Genomic DNA, 16,362 nt, shown 5'->3' with positions numbered 1-16,362 from the left:
GTGACCATGGGGATTCTCTATACATGTTGACCTTCTTGCGCCGATTCTGCCTGGCGGCCATTGCCCTGGGTACTGTTTGCAGTCCTTCCTTCGCCGCCAGCAAAGCTCACCCCAGCGCCAGCCCGGCACTCTACGCCAGCCTCACCCACGCCGCACCTGAACTCAATCCCCTGGCCCTGAAAAGTGCCCTGAGCGCCATGCAATGCGCAGTGGCCAGTGGCGCTCGACAAGCCCGTCACCTGGCGGTGATCGACTACTCGCAACCCTCCACCGCCCGGCGCCTGTGGATCTTCGACCTGCGCAGCAAGAAGCTGGTGCTGCGCGACCTGGTGGCCCACGGGCAGAAATCCGGGGAAAACTTCGCCACCCAGTTCTCCAACCGCCTGGGCAGCTACCAGTCCAGCCTGGGCCTGTTCCGCACCCAGGAAAGCTATGAAGGCAGCCATGGCTACTCCCTGCGCATGGACGGCCTGGAGCCCGGTTTCAACGACCGGGCCCGGGACCGGGATATCGTGATTCATGCCGCCGACTACGTGAACCCGCTGTGGAGCCAGCGCCAGGGCCGCATCGGCCGCAGCCAGGGTTGCCCGGCGGTGCGTCCGCAAGTGGCGCGCCAGGTGATAGACAAGCTCAAGGACGGCCAGTTCATGTTCTCCTGGTACCCGGATAAACGCTGGCTGAAATCATCGGCCTACCTCAACTGCCAACCGCGCCAGGTGGCGAGCATTCTCAGCGCCACCGATGGCTGAGCAGCAGGCGGCAACGCCCGGTATAGAGGCTCCGCTGTAGCACAAGGCGAAAAGCCGCAGGCTTTATCCGGGCGCGATCAAGTGGCACACTGCAAGCCCCATCAAGGACCGATAAGGCGCGAGCCCGGCAGCGGCAGTCGCGCCGCTTCCCGTGCTGTTCCGCGCCTCAGGCAGAGCCCCATGACCGCACCGGCAATCGATTATTTCCCCGACTTCATCAACCACCCGCAGCACCTGTTCGAGCACCTCAAGCAGTCGGTGCTCTGGGACGAACGCATGCGCGCACGCAAGACCGCAAGCTTCGGCGCGCCCTATGACTACTCGCAGATCAGCTACCCGGCGGTGCCCATGCCCGAGGCCCTGGAGCAACTCTGCGAGCCCATCGAGCGGCTGCTGGGTTTTCGCCCCAACAACTGCCTGCTCAACTATTACCCCGACGGCCAATCGTCCATGGGCTTTCATTCCGACGACAACCAGCAACTGGTAGCCGGCACCGGGGTGGTGATCGTTTCCCTGGGCCACCCGCGCGCGATGGTCTATCGCCACAAGCTCAGCGGCGCCAAGTTCGACTACAGCCTGGCCAGCGGTTCGCTGCTGCATATGTCGGACGAGTTGCAGAAGGAATGGCTGCACGCGATTCCCAAGCAAGCCGACGCCGGGGAACGAATCAGCCTGTCGTTCCGCCAACTGCAACAGCGCTAGTGCTGGACTCGGTCCGGATCGACCCTTGACTCAGGGCTGCGGCTGTCGACAATGCCCGCCTGTATTCAGCGCATCCGCCGAGGCCCCATGCAGTTGCTCCCCTGGTCCCATCCGTGCCCCGAAGGCTTCACCCTGCGCGGCCTGCGCTCGGCGCCCTCGGGCAAGCCGCTGCTGCACTTTCTCCACGGCAACGGCTTCTGCTCCATGGCCTACCAGCCAATGCTGGAACTCTTGGCCGAGTCGTTCGACCTGTGGCTCAGCGATGTCCAGGGTCACGGCGATAGCGACCACGGTGGCCCGTTCCTCGGCTGGAACCGTACCGCGCAACTGGCGACCGAAGCTTTCGAGGCCGGGCGCGGAGCCTATGGCCCGGTGCCCTGCTACGCCGTCGGCCACAGTTTTGGCGCCGTGCTCACCTGCCTGATCGTCGCCGAGCACCCGCAGCTGTTTGCCAAGGCGGTGATGCTCGACCCGGTGATCTTCACCCCCTCGATGCTCGGCTCACTGAAACTGCTCGGCGCCCTGGGCCTCAATCGCCGACATGCCCTGGCGCGCAAGGCCGCCAGTCGCCGCCGGCATTGGCCCGACCGTGTCGCGGCCAAGGCCGCCCTGGCCAACCGCGGGATCTTCAAGGGTTGGAGCGAGGAAGCCCTGAACGCCTATGTCGAACACGGCCTGCGGGACGAAGGCCAGGGTGTGGCGCTCAAATGCGCCCCGGAGCGTGAAGTGGACATCTTCAGCTCGGTGCCGCGGCGCCTGTGGCCCTCGCTGCGCCATCTGAGCACCCCGAGCCTGGTGCTGCACGGGCGCGACAGCTACCCCTTCGTCGCCCGCTCGATCAAGCGCTGGGCGGCCCTCAACCCGCACCTGCGTACCCGTGAAGTCGCGGGCCAGCATTGCTTTATGCAAGAGAGCCCGGCTACCAGCGCCAGCTTCATCACCGGCTTCCTCAAGGCACAAGCTGACTGATCAGTCGCCGCGCAGCAATATCACTGTGATATCATCGCCCGGTTTCCCGGCCGGGGTCGTGCACCCTGGCACCCCGGGATCACCCGCAATACAAAGGCGCCGCCTAGATGCGCCTCCCGCCTGCCTTGTGTGCAAACGACCGTCGGCACCCGGAGCCTGCTCCACAACGTGCCGTACCGATACAAACCGCGACTCGCCTCGCCGGTTGTAATTTTTGCTGCCACAAGGAACAGCGTCATGCTCTTGAGAACGATGAACATTTCCCGCCGCGCAGGGCTCAGCTTTGCCCTGATCGCCCTGCTGGCCCTGGGCCTGGGTGGTTTCTCCCTGCTGGAAATGCAACGCATGAACCAGCAGTCCCTTGAGGTCGACCAGAACTGGCAGCCGTCCATTGTGGCGGCCAATGCCGTGGCCCTGACCAGCACCCAGATCCGCACCATCACCCTGCGCATGCTGGTGGTGCGCGACAGCAACGATGTCCAGGCCCTGCTGACCCGCCTTGGCCAACTCGACCAACAGCTCGAGCAACAGCAGGCCGACTACGAAAAGCTGATCAGCGCCCCCGAGGAACGCACCGCCTACGAGCGTTACCTGAGTGCCCGCACCGCCTACCTCAAGGACCAGCACCAGGTGCTGGAACGGATGCGCCAGGGCCAGAAGGAAGCGGCGATCGAAATCGTCGACGGCGGCCCGTTCCTGGCCAACGCCGACAGCATGCTCAAGGAGCTGCTGAGCATCATCGATATCAACACCCGTGGCGGGGTCGCTGCGGCGGCGCAAAGCAGCCAGGTGTTCCAGAATGCCAGCGCCATGGTGCTGCTGATCATGCTGGTGGTGGCGGGCCTGACCATCGCTCTGGCACTGCTGCTGACCCGCAGCATCGTGCAACCCCTGGGCCAGGCTGTGCAGGTGGCGGAAACCATCGCCAGTGGCGACCTCGGCCAGAACATCGCGGTCAGCGGCAAGGATGAGCCGGCGCGCTTGCTGCAAGCCCTGCAGACCATGCAGGCGAGCCTGCGCAGCACCCTGCAGCGCATCGCCGACTCCTCCAACCAGCTGGCCTCGGCTGCCGAGGAACTGCACGCGGTCACCGAGCACTCCAGCCAGACCCTGCACCAGCAGAGCAATGAAGTGGAACAGGCGGCCACCGCGGTCAACGAGATGACCACCGCCGTGGAAGAAGTGGCGCGCAACGCGGTCAGCACCTCCGAGGCCTCCCAGGAAACCGACCGCACCGCCCATCACGGCCGCGAGCAGGTGCAGCACACCGTGGACTCCATTGGCCAACTGGCCGAGGACGTGACCCTGACCTGCGAACGGGTCGAGCACCTGGCGGTGGACGTGCGCAATATCGGCCAGGTGCTGGAGGTGATCCGGGCGATTGCCGAGCAGACCAACCTGCTGGCCCTCAACGCCGCCATCGAGGCCGCCCGGGCCGGGGATGCCGGACGCGGTTTCGCCGTGGTCGCCGACGAAGTGCGAGCCCTGGCCCACCGCACCCAGCAGTCGACCCAGGAAATCGAAAGCATGATCAACACCATCGAGGAAGGCACCGAAGGCGCGGTGAGCGCCATGCGCACCAGCAACGAACGGGCCCACCTGACCCTGGAAGCCGCCCGCGCCTCGGGCCTGGCCCTGGACCAGATCACCCAGGCCATCACCGCGATCAACGAACGCAACCTGGTGATCGCCAGTGCCAGCGAAGAACAGGCCCAGGTGGCCCGGGAAGTGGACCGCAACCTGGTCAACATCCGCGACCTGTCGACCCAGACCTCCGCCGGCGCCCACCAGAGCAACGCCGCCAGCCAGGAACTGTCACGCCTGGCCGTGGACCTCAATGGCCTGGTCACACAATTCAAGCTCTAGAAGCAGCAGAGAAGCAGCTACAAGCGGTAAGCTTCTAGCGGCAAGAACAGGGCAAAAACAGCAGCAAGCTGCAAGCGACAAGAACGGCGGCAAGTGTTTGCTTCTGCTTGCAGCTAACCACTTGCCGCTTGCAGCTGCTGTCAGAACGCATAGCGGGCGATGACTTGCCTGACCTTGTCCAGGGCCGGGCCCAGGTGCTCCAGGTCCACCGAGCCCAGGGCCAGGCGGATGGCGTGGGGCACCGGGGCGGCGCTGACAAAGGGTGCGGCGGTGGACACCGAGATGTTCTCCCGCAGCAAGGCCATGGCCACCTGGTCGGCGCGCACTTCCTCGGGCAATGGCAACCAGAGGAAGTAGGAATTGGCGTGGCCCACATAATCCAGCCCCGCCAGGCGCTCGCGAGCCAGGGCTTGGCGGCGTTGCGCATCCTCACGTTTTTCCTGCTCCAGGCGCCCCACGGTGCCGTCTTCGAGCCAGCCGCAGACCAGGGTGGTCATGATCCCCGGGGTGTTCCAGGTGGTGGCGCGGATCGAGCGCTCCAGCGGCGCGACCCAGGCCGGCGGCGCCACCAGGAAACCGACCCGCAGGCCGGCGGCCACGCTCTTGGAAAAACCCGACACATACACCGTGGATTCCGGCGCCAGGGCGGCCAGGGGCGCCGGTGGCTGCTCGGCCAGGTAGGCGTAGGCGGCGTCCTCGATAATCAGCAAGCCATGCTCGCGGGCAATCGCCACCAGGCGCTGGCGCCAGGCCAGGTCCAGCACCCAGCCCATGGGGTTGTGCAGGGTCGGCATGGCATACACCGCCTTGACCCGCCGGCGCCGACACAATGCCTGCAACGCGTCGAGGTCCGGCCCCTCGGCAGTCAGGGTGATGGCCTGCAGCTCCAGGCCGTGGGCATCGGCCACCACCTTGAAGCCCGGGTAGCTCAGGGCATCGACGGCCACCACATCCCCCGGCTTGAGCAAGGCCATCACCGTGGTCGCCAGGCCATGCTGGGCGCCGCTGACCAACAGCAGGTGTTCTGCGCTCACCGCCAGCCCGCGACTGGCCAAGTGCCGGGCCACCGTGGCCCGTTCATGGGCGCGACCGGCGTGGGGCTGGTAACGCAGCAGGGCTTCCAGGTCGCCGGCCGAGGCCAGCTGGCGTAGCGCCGCCCGCAGCAGCTCGGCCTGCCCCGGCAGCGCCGGGTAGTTGAAATTCAGGTCCAGGGTGCCGGCGGCGGTGGCTTGCTGGTCCACGCCCTGGCCCGGCGGCAAGGCGCTTTCACGAACGAAGGTGCCACGCCCGGTCTCGCCGCTGACCAGCCCCATGGCCTCCAGTTCGGCGTACACCCGCGAGGCGGTGACCAGAGCCAGGCCTTCCCGTGTCGCCAGCTCGCGATGGGTGGGCAGGCGGCTGCCGGGGGCCAGGGCCCCGGTGCGAATATCGGCGGCAAAGGCATCGACCAACTGCTTGTAACGGGCGCGGGCCATAGGCAAATGTATCCATGACAATTTTTTGATTGTGCTGATTCTGAAACCTAGGATAAGCGCCATGCAAGCCTGCCCTCCTCCTGACGAGCCTCTTTCCATGTCAAGCACCTCCAACCTGCAATCCACCACGCTGGGCAACCCTGCCGGCGGCTGGCTCAACGGCTTTATCGGCGTGCTGATTTTCAGTGGTTCGCTGCCGGCGACCCGGGTCGCGGTGCTGGAGTTCGCGCCGCTGTTCCTTACCGTGGCTCGGGCCAGCATTGCCGGCGTGCTGGCTTTGGCCATCCTGCTGCTGTTCAAGCAACAACGCCCGCAGCGCTCGCAGCTGCTGCCATTGGCCATAGTCGCCCTGGGGGTGGTGCTGGGCTTTCCCCTGCTGACCGCCCTGGCCCTGCAATACGTGACCTCGGCCCACTCCATCGTGTTTCTCGGCCTGCTGCCCCTGGCCACCGCGGTGTTCGGCGTGCTGCGTGGCGGTGAGCGCCCACGCCCGGTGTTCTGGCTGTTCTCGCTGCTGGGCAGCCTGCTGGTGGTGGGTTATGCGCTGTCCCAGGGCCTGAGCGCCTCGCCGCAGGGCGATGGCCTGATGCTGCTGGCAGTGCTGGTCTGCGGCCTGGGTTATGCCGAGGGCGCCAAGCTGTCGCGAACCCTGGGCGGCTGGCAGGTGATTTCCTGGGCCCTGCTGCTGTCATTGCCGGTGATGCTGGCCCTGACCCTGTACAGCGCCCCGCCAACCTTCAGCGGCATCAGCCTGCCAGCCTGGGGCAGCCTGGCCTATGTCTCGCTGTTCAGCATGTTGATCGGCTTTGTGTTCTGGTATCGCGGGCTGGCCCAGGGCGGCATCGCCGCAGTCGGCCAATTGCAATTGCTGCAACCCTTCTTCGGCCTGGCCCTGGCCGCCGGCCTGCTGCACGAACAGGTCAGCCTGGGCATGCTCGGGGTCACGGTGGCGGTGATCCTCTGCGTGGCCGGAGCCCGGCGTTTCGCCAAATAAGCCTGATGCCGTGCCTTAGATCGGCACGGCAATCAGCCCGATCACCGTGGCATGGGCCACGGTCGCCGCCAGCACGCCATAGCGCACCCGCAAGCCGGCGCACAGCAGCCCCTCCAGCAGGGTGAACAGCAGTACCGGCCAACCGGCGCGGGTCACGCTCAGGGCCAGGAACGAATGGCAGGCGGCAAAGGCCAGGGCACTGAGCAGCGCCGCTCGCCAGGGCGAGCAGAACTGCTCGAGATGACCCTGCAAAAAGCCGCGAAACAGCACCTCCTCCAAGGCATTGCCGCCCAGGGCCAGCAACGCCATCGCCAGCAGCCAGAGGGCCCCGGCCTGTCCCCAGCCAATCCCCGAATGCCACCTTAGGGGCAAGCCCAGCGCACAGCCGGCCAGCAACCCCAGCAGCAAGCCCAGCGCCAGTCCGCCCTGCTTCCACACCACCAGGGCCCAGAGCTCCGGGGCGACCCGCGCAAGGCCGGCCACCGCAGCCAGGGACATCAGCCCCAGCGCCGCCAGCACCAGCGGATTGGCGATAAAACCTATCTGTGCGCCGGCACCCAGGGACCAGAACTGCAACGGCGTCATCACATCGCGCATCAGCACGAACCCCAGCAACAGGATGGCGATGCGCAGCCCGGGCAGGCTCCTGGGGGTGAGGCCAAACCACAGGGCGAACAGTGTGAGGCCGGGAAGCAGATAGATCAGGTAATCGCCGATCAGGGCGAAGGCCGCGGCCATCAGCAGGGCCACCGAAACGACCGGGCAGCGCCCGCGACGAAAAGAGTGCGGGTCATGCCAGCAGTCCATTGCAGGAAGGGGCTGCAAGAATGGCGCAATCGGGGGTTGCAGCACAATGCCCGGTCAAGCCCGCAAGGGCCCCGGGGCAACACTCGTCAACCGAGAAATGGCAGCGCGCAGGACGGCGCAAGAAAGGGATGGGTGGCGCGCCCACCGGGCGAACCACCGATGCTCGGGCCGAGCCCGGCTTCAGGTCGGGGAGATGGTGGCCAGCGCGCCGATTGCAATGGTCAAGGCCAAAAATCCAAACAAGAAAAACGCCATCTTAGTCATCAGGCCTCCTGAACATTAGGGATGCGGTGCAGCGGGCCCGGGCTTTTGCGCAAAGCCTGGGCGGGCGCGCCATTTTCAGACCGCGGCTGTTCTGATTACAGAGGCAGATAGGCGATAAAAATACGGATCAGATACCTGGCTACAGCGCCAGGAACCGGAGCACCCTGCCGTGCTCCGGTTGCAGGTGTTGCCAGCCAGGGATCAGGCCAGTTCCTTACGCAAATGACGGGCTGCAGCGACCATATGCACCAGGGCCGCTTCGGTCTCCAGCCAGCCGCGGGTCTTCAGGCCGCAGTCCGGATTGACCCACAGGCGCTCGGCGGGAATGCGCTGGGCCGCCTTGCGCAGCAGGTTGGCCATTTCTTCGGCATCCGGCACCCGTGGCGAGTGGATGTCGTAGACCCCCGGGCCGATCTCGTTGGGGTAGGCGAAGGCTTCGAAAGCATCCAGCAGCTCCATGTCCGAACGCGACGTCTCGATGGTGATCACGTCGGCATCCATGGCGGCGATGGACTCGATCACATCGTTGAATTCGCTGTAGCACATATGGGTGTGGATCTGGGTTTCATCACGCACGCCACAGGCGCACAGGCGGAACACTTCGGTGGCCCAGTCCAGGTAGTGCTGCCACTGGGCACGGCGCAGCGGCAGGCCTTCGCGGAACGCCGCTTCGTCGATCTGCACGATCTTGATGCCGGCAGCTTCCAGGTCCAGCACTTCGTCGCGAATCGCCAGGGCCAGTTGCCGGGCCTGCACCTCGCGGGACACATCCTCCCGCGGGAAAGACCACATCAGCATGGTCACGGGGCCGGTGAGCATGCCCTTCATCACTTTGCTGGTCAGGCCCTGGGCGTAGCGGATCCACTCCACAGTCATGGCTTTGGGGCGGCTCAGGTCACCGTAGATCACCGCCGGCTTGACGCAGCGGGAACCGTAGCTCTGTACCCAGCCGAAACGGGTGAACACATAGCCCTCCAACTGCTCGGCGAAGTACTCGACCATGTCGTTGCGCTCGGCTTCGCCGTGCACCAGCACGTCCAGGCCCAGGCGTTCCTGCACCTGCACCGCATGGCGGATTTCGCTGTGCATGGCTTCGGTGTATGCGGCGGCACTGAGCTTGCCCTGCTTGAACGACTGGCGTGCCAGGCGGATCGAAGCGGTCTGCGGGAAGGAGCCAATGGTGGTGGTGGGAAACAGCGGCAGGTCGAGGCCGGCACGCTGCTTGGCGATCCGCCGGGTGAACGGCGATTGGCGCTGGCTGTCTTTGGCGCTGATGGCCGCCACCCGAGCCTTGACCGCCGCCTTGTGGATGCGTGGCGAGGCCGCGCGGCTGGCCTGCACCGCACGGCTCTGCTCCAGGGCCGCGAGCACCGCCGGGGCCTCCGGCTGGTTCACGGCCTGGGCCAGCAGCGCCACTTCCCGGCATTTCTGCACGGCGAAGGCCAGCCAGCTCTTGAGCTCGGCATCCAGCTGGTCTTCCCGCTCCAGGTCCACCGGGCTGTGCAGCAGCGAGCAGGAAGGCGCCACCCACAGGCGCTCGCCCAGACGCTCATGGGCGTGCTGCAGGGTGGCCAGGGCTCGCTCCAGGTCACAGCGCCAGACGTTGCGGCCGTTGACCAGGCCCAGGGACAGCACCTTGTAGGCCGGCAAGCGGTCGAGGATGGTCGGGTATTGCTCGGGGGCACGCACCAAGTCGATATGCAGGCCGTCCACCGGCAGATTCGCCGCCAGGCCGAGGTTCTCTTCCAGGCCGCCAAAATAGGTGGCCAGCAGCTTTTTCAGCGGATCGCGCTGGATCTGGTTGTAGGCGCGCTCAAAGGCGTTTTTCCAGTCCTGGGGCAGATCCAGCACCAGGATCGGCTCATCGATCTGCACCCACTCCACACCTTGCTCCGCCAGGCGCTGGAAGATCTGGCCGTACAGCGGCAACAGGCGATCGAGCAATTCCAGCTTGTCGAATTCGGCGCCCTTGGCCTTGCCCAGCCACAGGTAGGTCAGCGGGCCGATCACCACCGGTTTTACCTTGTGTCCCAGGGCGCGGGCTTCCTCGACCTCTTCGAAGAGTTGCTCCCAGCCCAGCTGGAACTGCTGCTCGGCGCTGAATTCCGGTACCAGGTAGTGGTAGTTGGTGTCGAACCACTTGGTCATTTCCTGGGCATGGGCACCGCCACAGCAGCTGTCGCTGACGCCACGGGCCATGCCGAACAGGGTGTGCAGGGTGGCCTGGCCGTTCTGCGGGCGGAAACGCTCGGGGATCACGCCAAACATCAGGGAGTGGGTCAGGACCTGGTCGTACCAGGCGAAATCGCCCACGGGCAGCAGCTCGATACCGGCGTTCTTCTGCAGCGCCCAGTGAGCCTTGCGCAGTTCACGGCCAACGGCACGCAGGCCGGCTTCGTCGAGTTCGCCCTTCCAGAACGCCTCTTGCGCTTTCTTCAATTCGCGGTCGCGGCCTATGCGCGGAAATCCCAGGGAATGAGCCAAAGCCATGACATGCAACTCCAATGAATTTGATGGGAGCCATTGTCGACATTCGCCGCCAAGTGAGACAAACTCATTTTAATCCTGATCAACACAAGTTCTATTCATAATCAAATGATCGATATCCGTCACCTGAAAACCGTCCAGGCCATGCGCGACACTAGCAGCCTGGTGGCAACCGCCGAACGCCTGCACCTGACTCAATCCGCCATTTCCCACCAGCTCAAGGAACTCGAGGAGCGCCTGGGCATGACCCTGTTCCTGCGCAAGTCCAAGCCCATGCGCTTCACCAGCGCCGGCCTGCGCATGCTCAAGCTGGCCGATGCGGTGCTGCCGCTGCTGCGCGAGGCCGAGCGCGACTTCGGGCGCCTGGCCGAGGGCAGCGCCGGCCGCCTGCACATGGCGATTGAATGCCACAGCTGCTTCCAGTGGCTGATGCCTACCATCGATGAATTTCGCAGCGAATGGCCGGAAGTGGAGCTGGACCTGGCCTCGGGCTTTTCCTTCGACCCCCTGCCCGCCCTGGCCCGGGGCGACCTGGACCTGGTGGTGACCTCCGACCCGTTGCAGATCAGCGGCATCACCTATGTCCCCTTGTTCACCTACGAAGCCTTGCTAGCGGTGGACAACCAGCATCCACTGGCGACCAAGCCACTGATCCTGGCCGAGGACCTGGAGCCACTGAACCTGATCACCTATCCGGTGGAGCGCGACCGGCTGGATATCTTCACCCGCTTCCTCGACCCCGCCGATATCGAACCGGCGCAGATCCGCACCTCGGAGCTGACGGTGATGATGATGCAACTGGTGGCTTCCGGGCGCGGCGTGTGCTGCCTGCCCAACTGGGCCATCCATGAATACAGTTCACGGGGCTACGTCAGCGCCCGCCGCCTGGGTGAAAAGGGCCTGTTCGCCACCCTGTATGCCGCGGTGCGCAGCGATACCCTGGAAACGCCCTACATGAGCGATTTTCTCCTGACCGCCAAGGACACCTCGTTCAACACCCTGGAAGGGGTCAGCGCGGTACGCGAATGATCAGCTCGGTTCCAGCCTGGGCGGGACTCTCGATGAACTAGCGACGGGCCAACTTGTACCTCAGGCAGTCATCGTAAAAGCCTTTGCGCAACGCCTCGGGCTTGATCCGTGAAGGGCTGTCGTAGGTCTGCTCGGTGATGCCCAGGGCCATCATGCGCATCCAGCCCTTGCTGAACTTGTAGCGCTGGATCTTCTGCCGCGCCGCATACAGCGACACCCCGGACAGTTTCAATTCCTGGGCCCTGGCAGCAGTACCGGCACCCCAGCTGCAAACGTAACGATCATTGGCCTGCAGTTCCCTGGCCTGGGCCATTCCGACCCCACCCAGCAGGGCCGAGGACGTTAGAGCAATCAATACACGGCGCATTTAGCCTTCACCTAACCACCTGAAAATGAAGTGATTTTGGCGATATCTCGGGCACTGCGGGGCCAGTACTCGGCGCGTTCGATCAAGGCAAAATGCCTGCCCATGCTGGCCAGGCATGGGAGCCGGCAACCACCGCCCTGCTCGCCCCACAAAAAATGCACAAACGCATAACGTCGCACCGACATAAAGTCAGTGCGCCGTGTGGTTGCTGTGCTTGCCCAAGGCAAAGGCAAGTGCTGCTCGAACCTGTCGAACAGCAACTTGCTCAACCTCCGGCAAGTAGCGAAGTTGCCTTGGCTTAAAGGGAGTGAAGATAAAAGTTAGTTAGTAACCTTTGCTCTTGGCATAGTCGATGCCCGCCTTGACCCAAACCTGGTCCACCGGATCGTCGCCATAGGGCGCTTCGGCCCAGAACTTCTGGAATTCTTCTTTCGAAGTACCGGCCAGGGACTGGGCCGCACCTGCCGCGCGCAACAGCACCTGCTCGGAAATGCCCGCGGCCGCGCCGACGGCGCCGTAGTTGAAGTTGCCGAACTCCTGGAACTGGGCACCCTGCTGCTTGTAGTCCCACGGTCCCTTGTTGCGCACTTGCTTGTAGAACCAGCTGAAGAGGAACCCGTCGCCACCATGGCTGAAGTAGTCCTTCTGGGCCTTGGAGGCTTCGAGGTTGCCATCCAGGGAAACACCGGCCGGAATCACCGGCACCTCCTTGCGTGCGGCGCGTTCCTGGGCCTGGCGCAGGGCCTCCGCGGCCAGGCGTAGCTGCTCCAGACGCTTGTCCTCCTGAGCCTGGGCTGCGGCGACGCTGGCGGCTAGCGCAGTGGATTTTTCCGTGAGCCGGCGGATCTTCTCGGACAGCAGATTGCTCTCGTAGGCCGCACCATAGGAGGTGACGAAGTCCTGATAGGCCTTCTTGAAGTCCAGCGGACGGCGCTTGTAGTAGGTATTGGAGAAGTCCACGGCATTGGCCTTCATGTCCTTGCCCAGGGGGTTGCGGCCAAAGAAGGCGTTGGCGGTTGCCGTGCTTTTGCCCAGCGCTTGCTGGTTGCTGGCCAGCAGGCCATCCACCAGGGCTTTCTCCTTCTTCAACTGGTCCAGGGGCGACAGGGCTTCGCTGCCCATGGCCGTGGCAATCTCGGCATCCAGTTCGGCAGCCACGGCAGGCAGGTGCGCAGCATAGGCGTCGGCGATCTGCTTCTGCGTGGTAGCGGCGAGCACCACTTGGGTCATGGTGCTTTCGGGGTGGGCAAAGTTGACCCGCTTCATCAGCTGGTCGATGTTGGAAAAGTCGCTGGTAATGCCATTCCACGGCAGTGGCTTGGCGATATAACCGGGGTTGATCACCGGTGGCAGCGGAATGGGCGGCAAGGGCGTCGGTGGATTCGGCGTTACGACAATCGGTGGCAAAGTGATGGAATTGGACATGAGTTTCTCCGCAGCGTCATGAAGGGTCATGACACTTTGATCAAGTATTGAAAGGCCAAATTGCTTTAGCGGTTATTGCAGTTCGCCAGTCACCAGAGGGCACTTGCTGCCCTCGGATCAGGGTGCTGGCGCAGCGGAGTAACTGTATATAGACACAGCTTTCGAGGCAAGAAAATTATGCATTAATGCATATCAATTCAATAACTTATGCATTGACGGTTGCCGCTCAGCAGCTAGCCCACATGCTGGCCAGCGCCCGGGCCAATCAAGTATTCCAATGAGGAATACGGGCATAAAAAACCTGCATTGTATTTATTCTCCAGGTTCTCTTAGCGTGTCTCCTCCCCCTTTCGGAGATCATGCCGTGACCGCTTCCCGCCCGCGCCTGTACGTCGATGCCCAGTTCACCAGCCCCTACGCCCTGTCGGTGTTCGTGGCGCTACGGGAAAAGGGCATCGACTTCCAAATGTTGCCCCTGGACCTGGATGCCGAGGCCCAGCACGCCCCGGACTACGCCCGGCTGTCCCAGACCCAGCGGGTGCCGACCCTGGTGCATGACGGCTTCGCCCTGGCGGAGTCCTCGGCCATTGCCGAGTACCTGGAAGAGCTCTACCCGGAGATTGCGGTCTATCCGCGCGATCGCCAGTTGCGGGCCAAGGCGCGGCAGGTACAGGCCTGGCTGCGCAGCGACCTGCTGCCGATCCGCCAGGAACGCTCGACCCTGGTGGTGTTCTATGGCCAGCGCGGCGGCCCGCTGTCGGCCAGCGCCGAAAGTGCGGCACGCAAGCTGATCGACGCGGCACAGGCCTGGCTCGGCGACGGCCGCAACCACCTGTTCGGCCAATGGTCGATCGCCGACCTCGACCTGGCGTTGATGCTCAATCGCCTGATTCTCAATGGCGACCCAATGCCAGAGAACCTGGCCAACTACGCCCGGCGCCAATGGCAGCGGCCGGCGGTGCAGGAATGGCTGGCCCTGGCCCGGCCGCCGCTGTAGGCGCTGCGCCCCACCCGGCACAAAAGCCCTCCCGGTGACCCGGGAGGGCTGCTTGGATTGTTCGGTCGCGAGCCGTCAGGAGGCGTGCAGGGGCAACGGCTCACCGTTCATGACGGCCGCAAGTAGGCAAACATATGCTGGGCATACTCGGCCTTGCCCAAGGGCACGCCGTTGTGCCGCAGAATGCTGTAGGCGGTGACCAGGTGGAAATAGAACTGCGGCGTCGCCCAGTTACGCGCGAACTCCTCGCCGGTCATGTCGAAGGCAATGCCGTTGTGCAGCTCGATGGCGATGGCCCGCTGGCCACTGCTGTCGATCAGCTCGCGGTCCGCCGCCGCCAGGAACGCCAGGGTGTCTTCGATCAGTGCCGTGGCCTCGACCAGGCTGGCCGGCGCCGGCAGTACGCTCAGCGGCTGCCCGCTCAGGCGCTGTACCGCTTCCCGGGCCTGGGTGCAGGCAAAACGAACCTGGGCCGCCAGGTCGTACATATCCGGTGCCAGCCTCGACTGCAACAGCACCTGGGACTCGAAACCCAACTCCCGCGCACGCTCCTCGCCCTTGGCCAGAAAGCCCTTCAGGGCGCGCAACATCTGGGCGAAACAGGGGACGGTGATGGCATAGACCGACATGGGTGTTCCTCGATGAGATAAAGACACCGGGGCCGGTTGCTGCCCGTCGCCCCGCCGCAAACGCCGATGGATCCTAGCAGATGCCTTCCCTCCTTCAACGCCAGAAAAGTACCCCTGGGCCAATCCGGCTGGTATGGTGCGCCCCTTGAGAATTACACCGCCTGACAGTGAGGAAAATGACCTTGAGCAGTGAAGCAAAAATGACCGGCGACCTGTTCGAAGTCGACAAGCGCCTGGCCCTCAAGCCCATCGTCGATTTCAACACCTACCTGCGCGCCGCCTTTGCCGACGGCCCCTGCACCTGCGGCCGCTGCGTCGCCAGCCAGGGTGATGAAAGCAGCTACGAGCACAAGCACAATTTCACCTTCGCCGGCCACACCTGCCACCGCCGCTTCGCCAGCACCGCCGGCAGCGATGTACTGCAGGCCCTGAAGAAAGCCTGGCTGTCCTACACCAAGGCCGAGCTGCCGGGCAGCGGCGAGCTGGACCTGCCAACGGTCAAGGAATTCGTCGAGCCCGAGCTGCACCAGCGCTTGCTGCCACTGTTCCTGGCCAGCGGCCTGGTGCTGGACGTGGACGGCCAGTTGCAGCTTCAGGCGCAGGCCGCCTGAGCGAAGGCCTAAGGCCCTAGAGCCACTAGAGCCAGCGCCGCACCTGCTGCCGATAGGCCGCGAACTCGCTGCCGAACAGCCGCCCCAGGGCCTGCTCTTCCGCGGCGATCTGCCAGCGGTTCATGTACAGGATAAAACCCGCGACCCCGAGCAATGCCAGCGGCGCCGCCAGGTACAGGCCCCAGGCGGTCAGTACCAGGGCGAAGCCCAGGTACATGGGGTTGCGGGTGTAGCGGTAGATGCCAGAACTCACCAAGGCCGAAGCCGCCTCGGGCTTGAGCGGGTTGACCGTGGTCCGCGCCTGGCGGAATGCGACCGCGCCCAGCAACGCCACCCCCAGCCCCAGTACCACCAGGGGCAAGGCCAGCAGCAAGCGCAGGCCGAGGCCCGCAGCAAGGCCCGGTGTCCAGCGCGCCAACAGCCCCATCAGTACCGCGAACAGCAACGCCACCAGCGGTGGCGGAATCCGGTTGTGCAATCCTCCCATGGGATTTTTCTCCTGCAGGTTGGCTGGCCCTTTATAAAAGCGGGCATCGGCTGCAACAATACCCGCCCCGCCCTATTGGAAACAGGCACATGCACCCTCCCCACCAAGGCAGCTGCCTGTGCGGCGCAGTGAGCTATCAAGTCGATGGCGCGCTGAAAGCCGTGACCCACTGCCACTGCCACAAGTGCCAGAAAGGCCATGGCGCAGCCTTCGCCACCTATGCCAGCACCCCGCGCAGCCACCTGGTAATCCGTGATCCCGGTGCCGTGCTCAAGCACTACGAGTCGTCTCCCGGGGTGCTGCGGCAGTTCTGCTCGAACTGCGGTTCATCACTGTTCTGGAGCAGAACCCAGGGTGAATTCGCCGACTGGATCTCGATTGCCGCCGCCACCCTGGATACGCCCTTCAGCCCGCCCAAGCAGAAACATCTCTGCGTGCAGCAGAAGGTCGCCTGGCATCAAATTCTCGATCAGCATCCGCAGGTTGAATGATCAGGCCCAAGCG

General features: G+C 64.5%; 16 protein-coding genes and 1 pseudogene. 10 read left to right on the top strand and 7 right to left on the bottom strand.

What is annotated here, in order from left to right; all coding sequences use genetic code 11:
• Window positions 1–23: 23 nt before the first annotated feature.
• The 5 genes and pseudogenes from J4P02_RS11480 (at window position 24) to J4P02_RS11460 (ending at window position 4,286) form a co-directional block, all read left to right on the top strand.
• A complete protein-coding gene (locus tag J4P02_RS11480; RefSeq protein WP_426190177.1) occupies window positions 24–749 on the top strand; it encodes a murein L,D-transpeptidase catalytic domain family protein in 726 nt (241 codons plus the stop codon).
• Window positions 750–929: 180 nt separating this feature from the next.
• Window positions 930–1,451 (top strand): alpha-ketoglutarate-dependent dioxygenase AlkB family protein, encoded by a 522-nt coding sequence (locus J4P02_RS11475; protein ID WP_426190175.1) that lies wholly within the window; start codon window positions 930–932, stop codon window positions 1,449–1,451.
• 87 nt (window positions 1,452–1,538) lie between these two features.
• Window positions 1,539–2,420 (top strand): alpha/beta fold hydrolase, encoded by an 882-nt coding sequence (locus tag J4P02_RS11470; protein WP_426190173.1) that lies wholly within the window; start codon window positions 1,539–1,541, stop codon window positions 2,418–2,420.
• 237 nt (window positions 2,421–2,657) lie between these two features.
• A pseudogene (locus J4P02_RS11465) lies at window positions 2,658–3,428 on the top strand (MCP four helix bundle domain-containing protein); the annotation flags it as partial.
• A complete protein-coding gene (locus J4P02_RS11460; RefSeq protein WP_426190584.1) occupies window positions 3,423–4,286 on the top strand; it encodes a methyl-accepting chemotaxis protein in 864 nt (287 codons plus the stop codon). The pseudogene J4P02_RS11465 and the gene J4P02_RS11460, both read left to right, overlap by 6 nt.
• 140 nt (window positions 4,287–4,426) lie before the next feature.
• On the opposite strand, the gene J4P02_RS11455 is transcribed toward J4P02_RS11460, so the two are convergent.
• Window positions 4,427–5,761 (bottom strand): PLP-dependent aminotransferase family protein, encoded by a 1,335-nt coding sequence (locus J4P02_RS11455; RefSeq protein WP_426190171.1) that lies wholly within the window; start codon window positions 5,759–5,761, stop codon window positions 4,427–4,429.
• Window positions 5,762–5,858: 97 nt separating this feature from the next.
• Between J4P02_RS11455 and J4P02_RS11450 the strand changes: the two genes are divergently transcribed.
• The gene (locus J4P02_RS11450) at window positions 5,859–6,755 is read left to right on the top strand and encodes a DMT family transporter (protein ID WP_426190169.1); all 897 of its coding nucleotides are present in this window, start codon (window positions 5,859–5,861) and stop codon (window positions 6,753–6,755) included.
• 15 nt (window positions 6,756–6,770) lie between these two features.
• On the opposite strand, the gene J4P02_RS11445 is transcribed toward J4P02_RS11450, so the two are convergent.
• A complete protein-coding gene (locus J4P02_RS11445) occupies window positions 6,771–7,496 on the bottom strand; it encodes a CPBP family glutamic-type intramembrane protease (RefSeq protein WP_426190582.1) in 726 nt (241 codons plus the stop codon).
• A gap of 531 nt (window positions 7,497–8,027) precedes the next feature.
• Window positions 8,028–10,316 (bottom strand): 5-methyltetrahydropteroyltriglutamate--homocysteine S-methyltransferase, encoded by a 2,289-nt coding sequence (metE, locus tag J4P02_RS11440; protein WP_426190167.1) that lies wholly within the window; start codon window positions 10,314–10,316, stop codon window positions 8,028–8,030.
• Between the two features lie 105 nt (window positions 10,317–10,421).
• Here metE and J4P02_RS11435 point away from each other — a divergent pair, with 105 nt between their 5' ends.
• Complete coding sequence (locus J4P02_RS11435; RefSeq protein WP_426190165.1) at window positions 10,422–11,342, top strand: LysR family transcriptional regulator; 921 nt, start codon at window positions 10,422–10,424, stop codon at window positions 11,340–11,342.
• A gap of 37 nt (window positions 11,343–11,379) precedes the next feature.
• On the opposite strand, the gene J4P02_RS11430 is transcribed toward J4P02_RS11435, so the two are convergent.
• Both J4P02_RS11430 and J4P02_RS11425 read right to left on the bottom strand, forming a co-directional pair.
• Complete coding sequence (locus J4P02_RS11430; RefSeq protein WP_426190163.1) at window positions 11,380–11,709, bottom strand: hypothetical protein; 330 nt, start codon at window positions 11,707–11,709, stop codon at window positions 11,380–11,382.
• Between the two features lie 324 nt (window positions 11,710–12,033).
• A complete protein-coding gene (locus J4P02_RS11425; RefSeq protein ID WP_426190161.1) occupies window positions 12,034–13,134 on the bottom strand; it encodes a polymorphic toxin type 44 domain-containing protein in 1,101 nt (366 codons plus the stop codon).
• 364 nt (window positions 13,135–13,498) lie between these two features.
• On the opposite strand from J4P02_RS11425, the gene yfcF reads away from it, so the two are divergent.
• Window positions 13,499–14,131 carry a glutathione transferase gene (gene yfcF / locus J4P02_RS11420; RefSeq protein WP_426190159.1) on the top strand — a complete coding sequence of 211 codons (633 nt, stop codon included), beginning with the start codon at window positions 13,499–13,501 and terminating at the stop codon, window positions 14,129–14,131.
• A gap of 107 nt (window positions 14,132–14,238) precedes the next feature.
• Here the strand turns inward: yfcF and J4P02_RS11415 are convergent, their stop codons facing one another.
• Window positions 14,239–14,760, bottom strand: coding sequence for a DUF1993 domain-containing protein (locus J4P02_RS11415; RefSeq protein ID WP_426190157.1), 522 nt, complete (start codon window positions 14,758–14,760; stop codon window positions 14,239–14,241).
• Between the two features lie 176 nt (window positions 14,761–14,936).
• Between J4P02_RS11415 and J4P02_RS11410 the strand changes: the two genes are divergently transcribed.
• The gene (locus J4P02_RS11410; protein ID WP_426190155.1) at window positions 14,937–15,371 is read left to right on the top strand and encodes a hypothetical protein; all 435 of its coding nucleotides are present in this window, start codon (window positions 14,937–14,939) and stop codon (window positions 15,369–15,371) included.
• A 25-nt stretch (window positions 15,372–15,396) separates the two neighbouring features.
• On the opposite strand, the gene J4P02_RS11405 is transcribed toward J4P02_RS11410, so the two are convergent.
• A complete protein-coding gene (locus tag J4P02_RS11405; RefSeq protein WP_426190153.1) occupies window positions 15,397–15,858 on the bottom strand; it encodes a methyltransferase family protein in 462 nt (153 codons plus the stop codon).
• A gap of 89 nt (window positions 15,859–15,947) precedes the next feature.
• Between J4P02_RS11405 and J4P02_RS11400 the strand changes: the two genes are divergently transcribed.
• Window positions 15,948–16,349, top strand: a complete 402-nt coding sequence (locus J4P02_RS11400) for a GFA family protein (protein WP_426190151.1) — start codon at window positions 15,948–15,950, stop codon at window positions 16,347–16,349.
• The last annotated feature ends 13 nt before the right edge of the window (window positions 16,350–16,362 follow it).

Origin of the sequence: Pseudomonas sp. NFXW11, assembly GCF_049887815.1 — a bacterium.
In the GTDB taxonomy this organism is placed as follows: Bacteria; Pseudomonadota; Gammaproteobacteria; order Pseudomonadales; family Pseudomonadaceae; genus Aquipseudomonas.
Note: the sequence above shows the minus strand (reverse complement) of the source record. Positions and strands in the feature narration are given on the sequence as shown.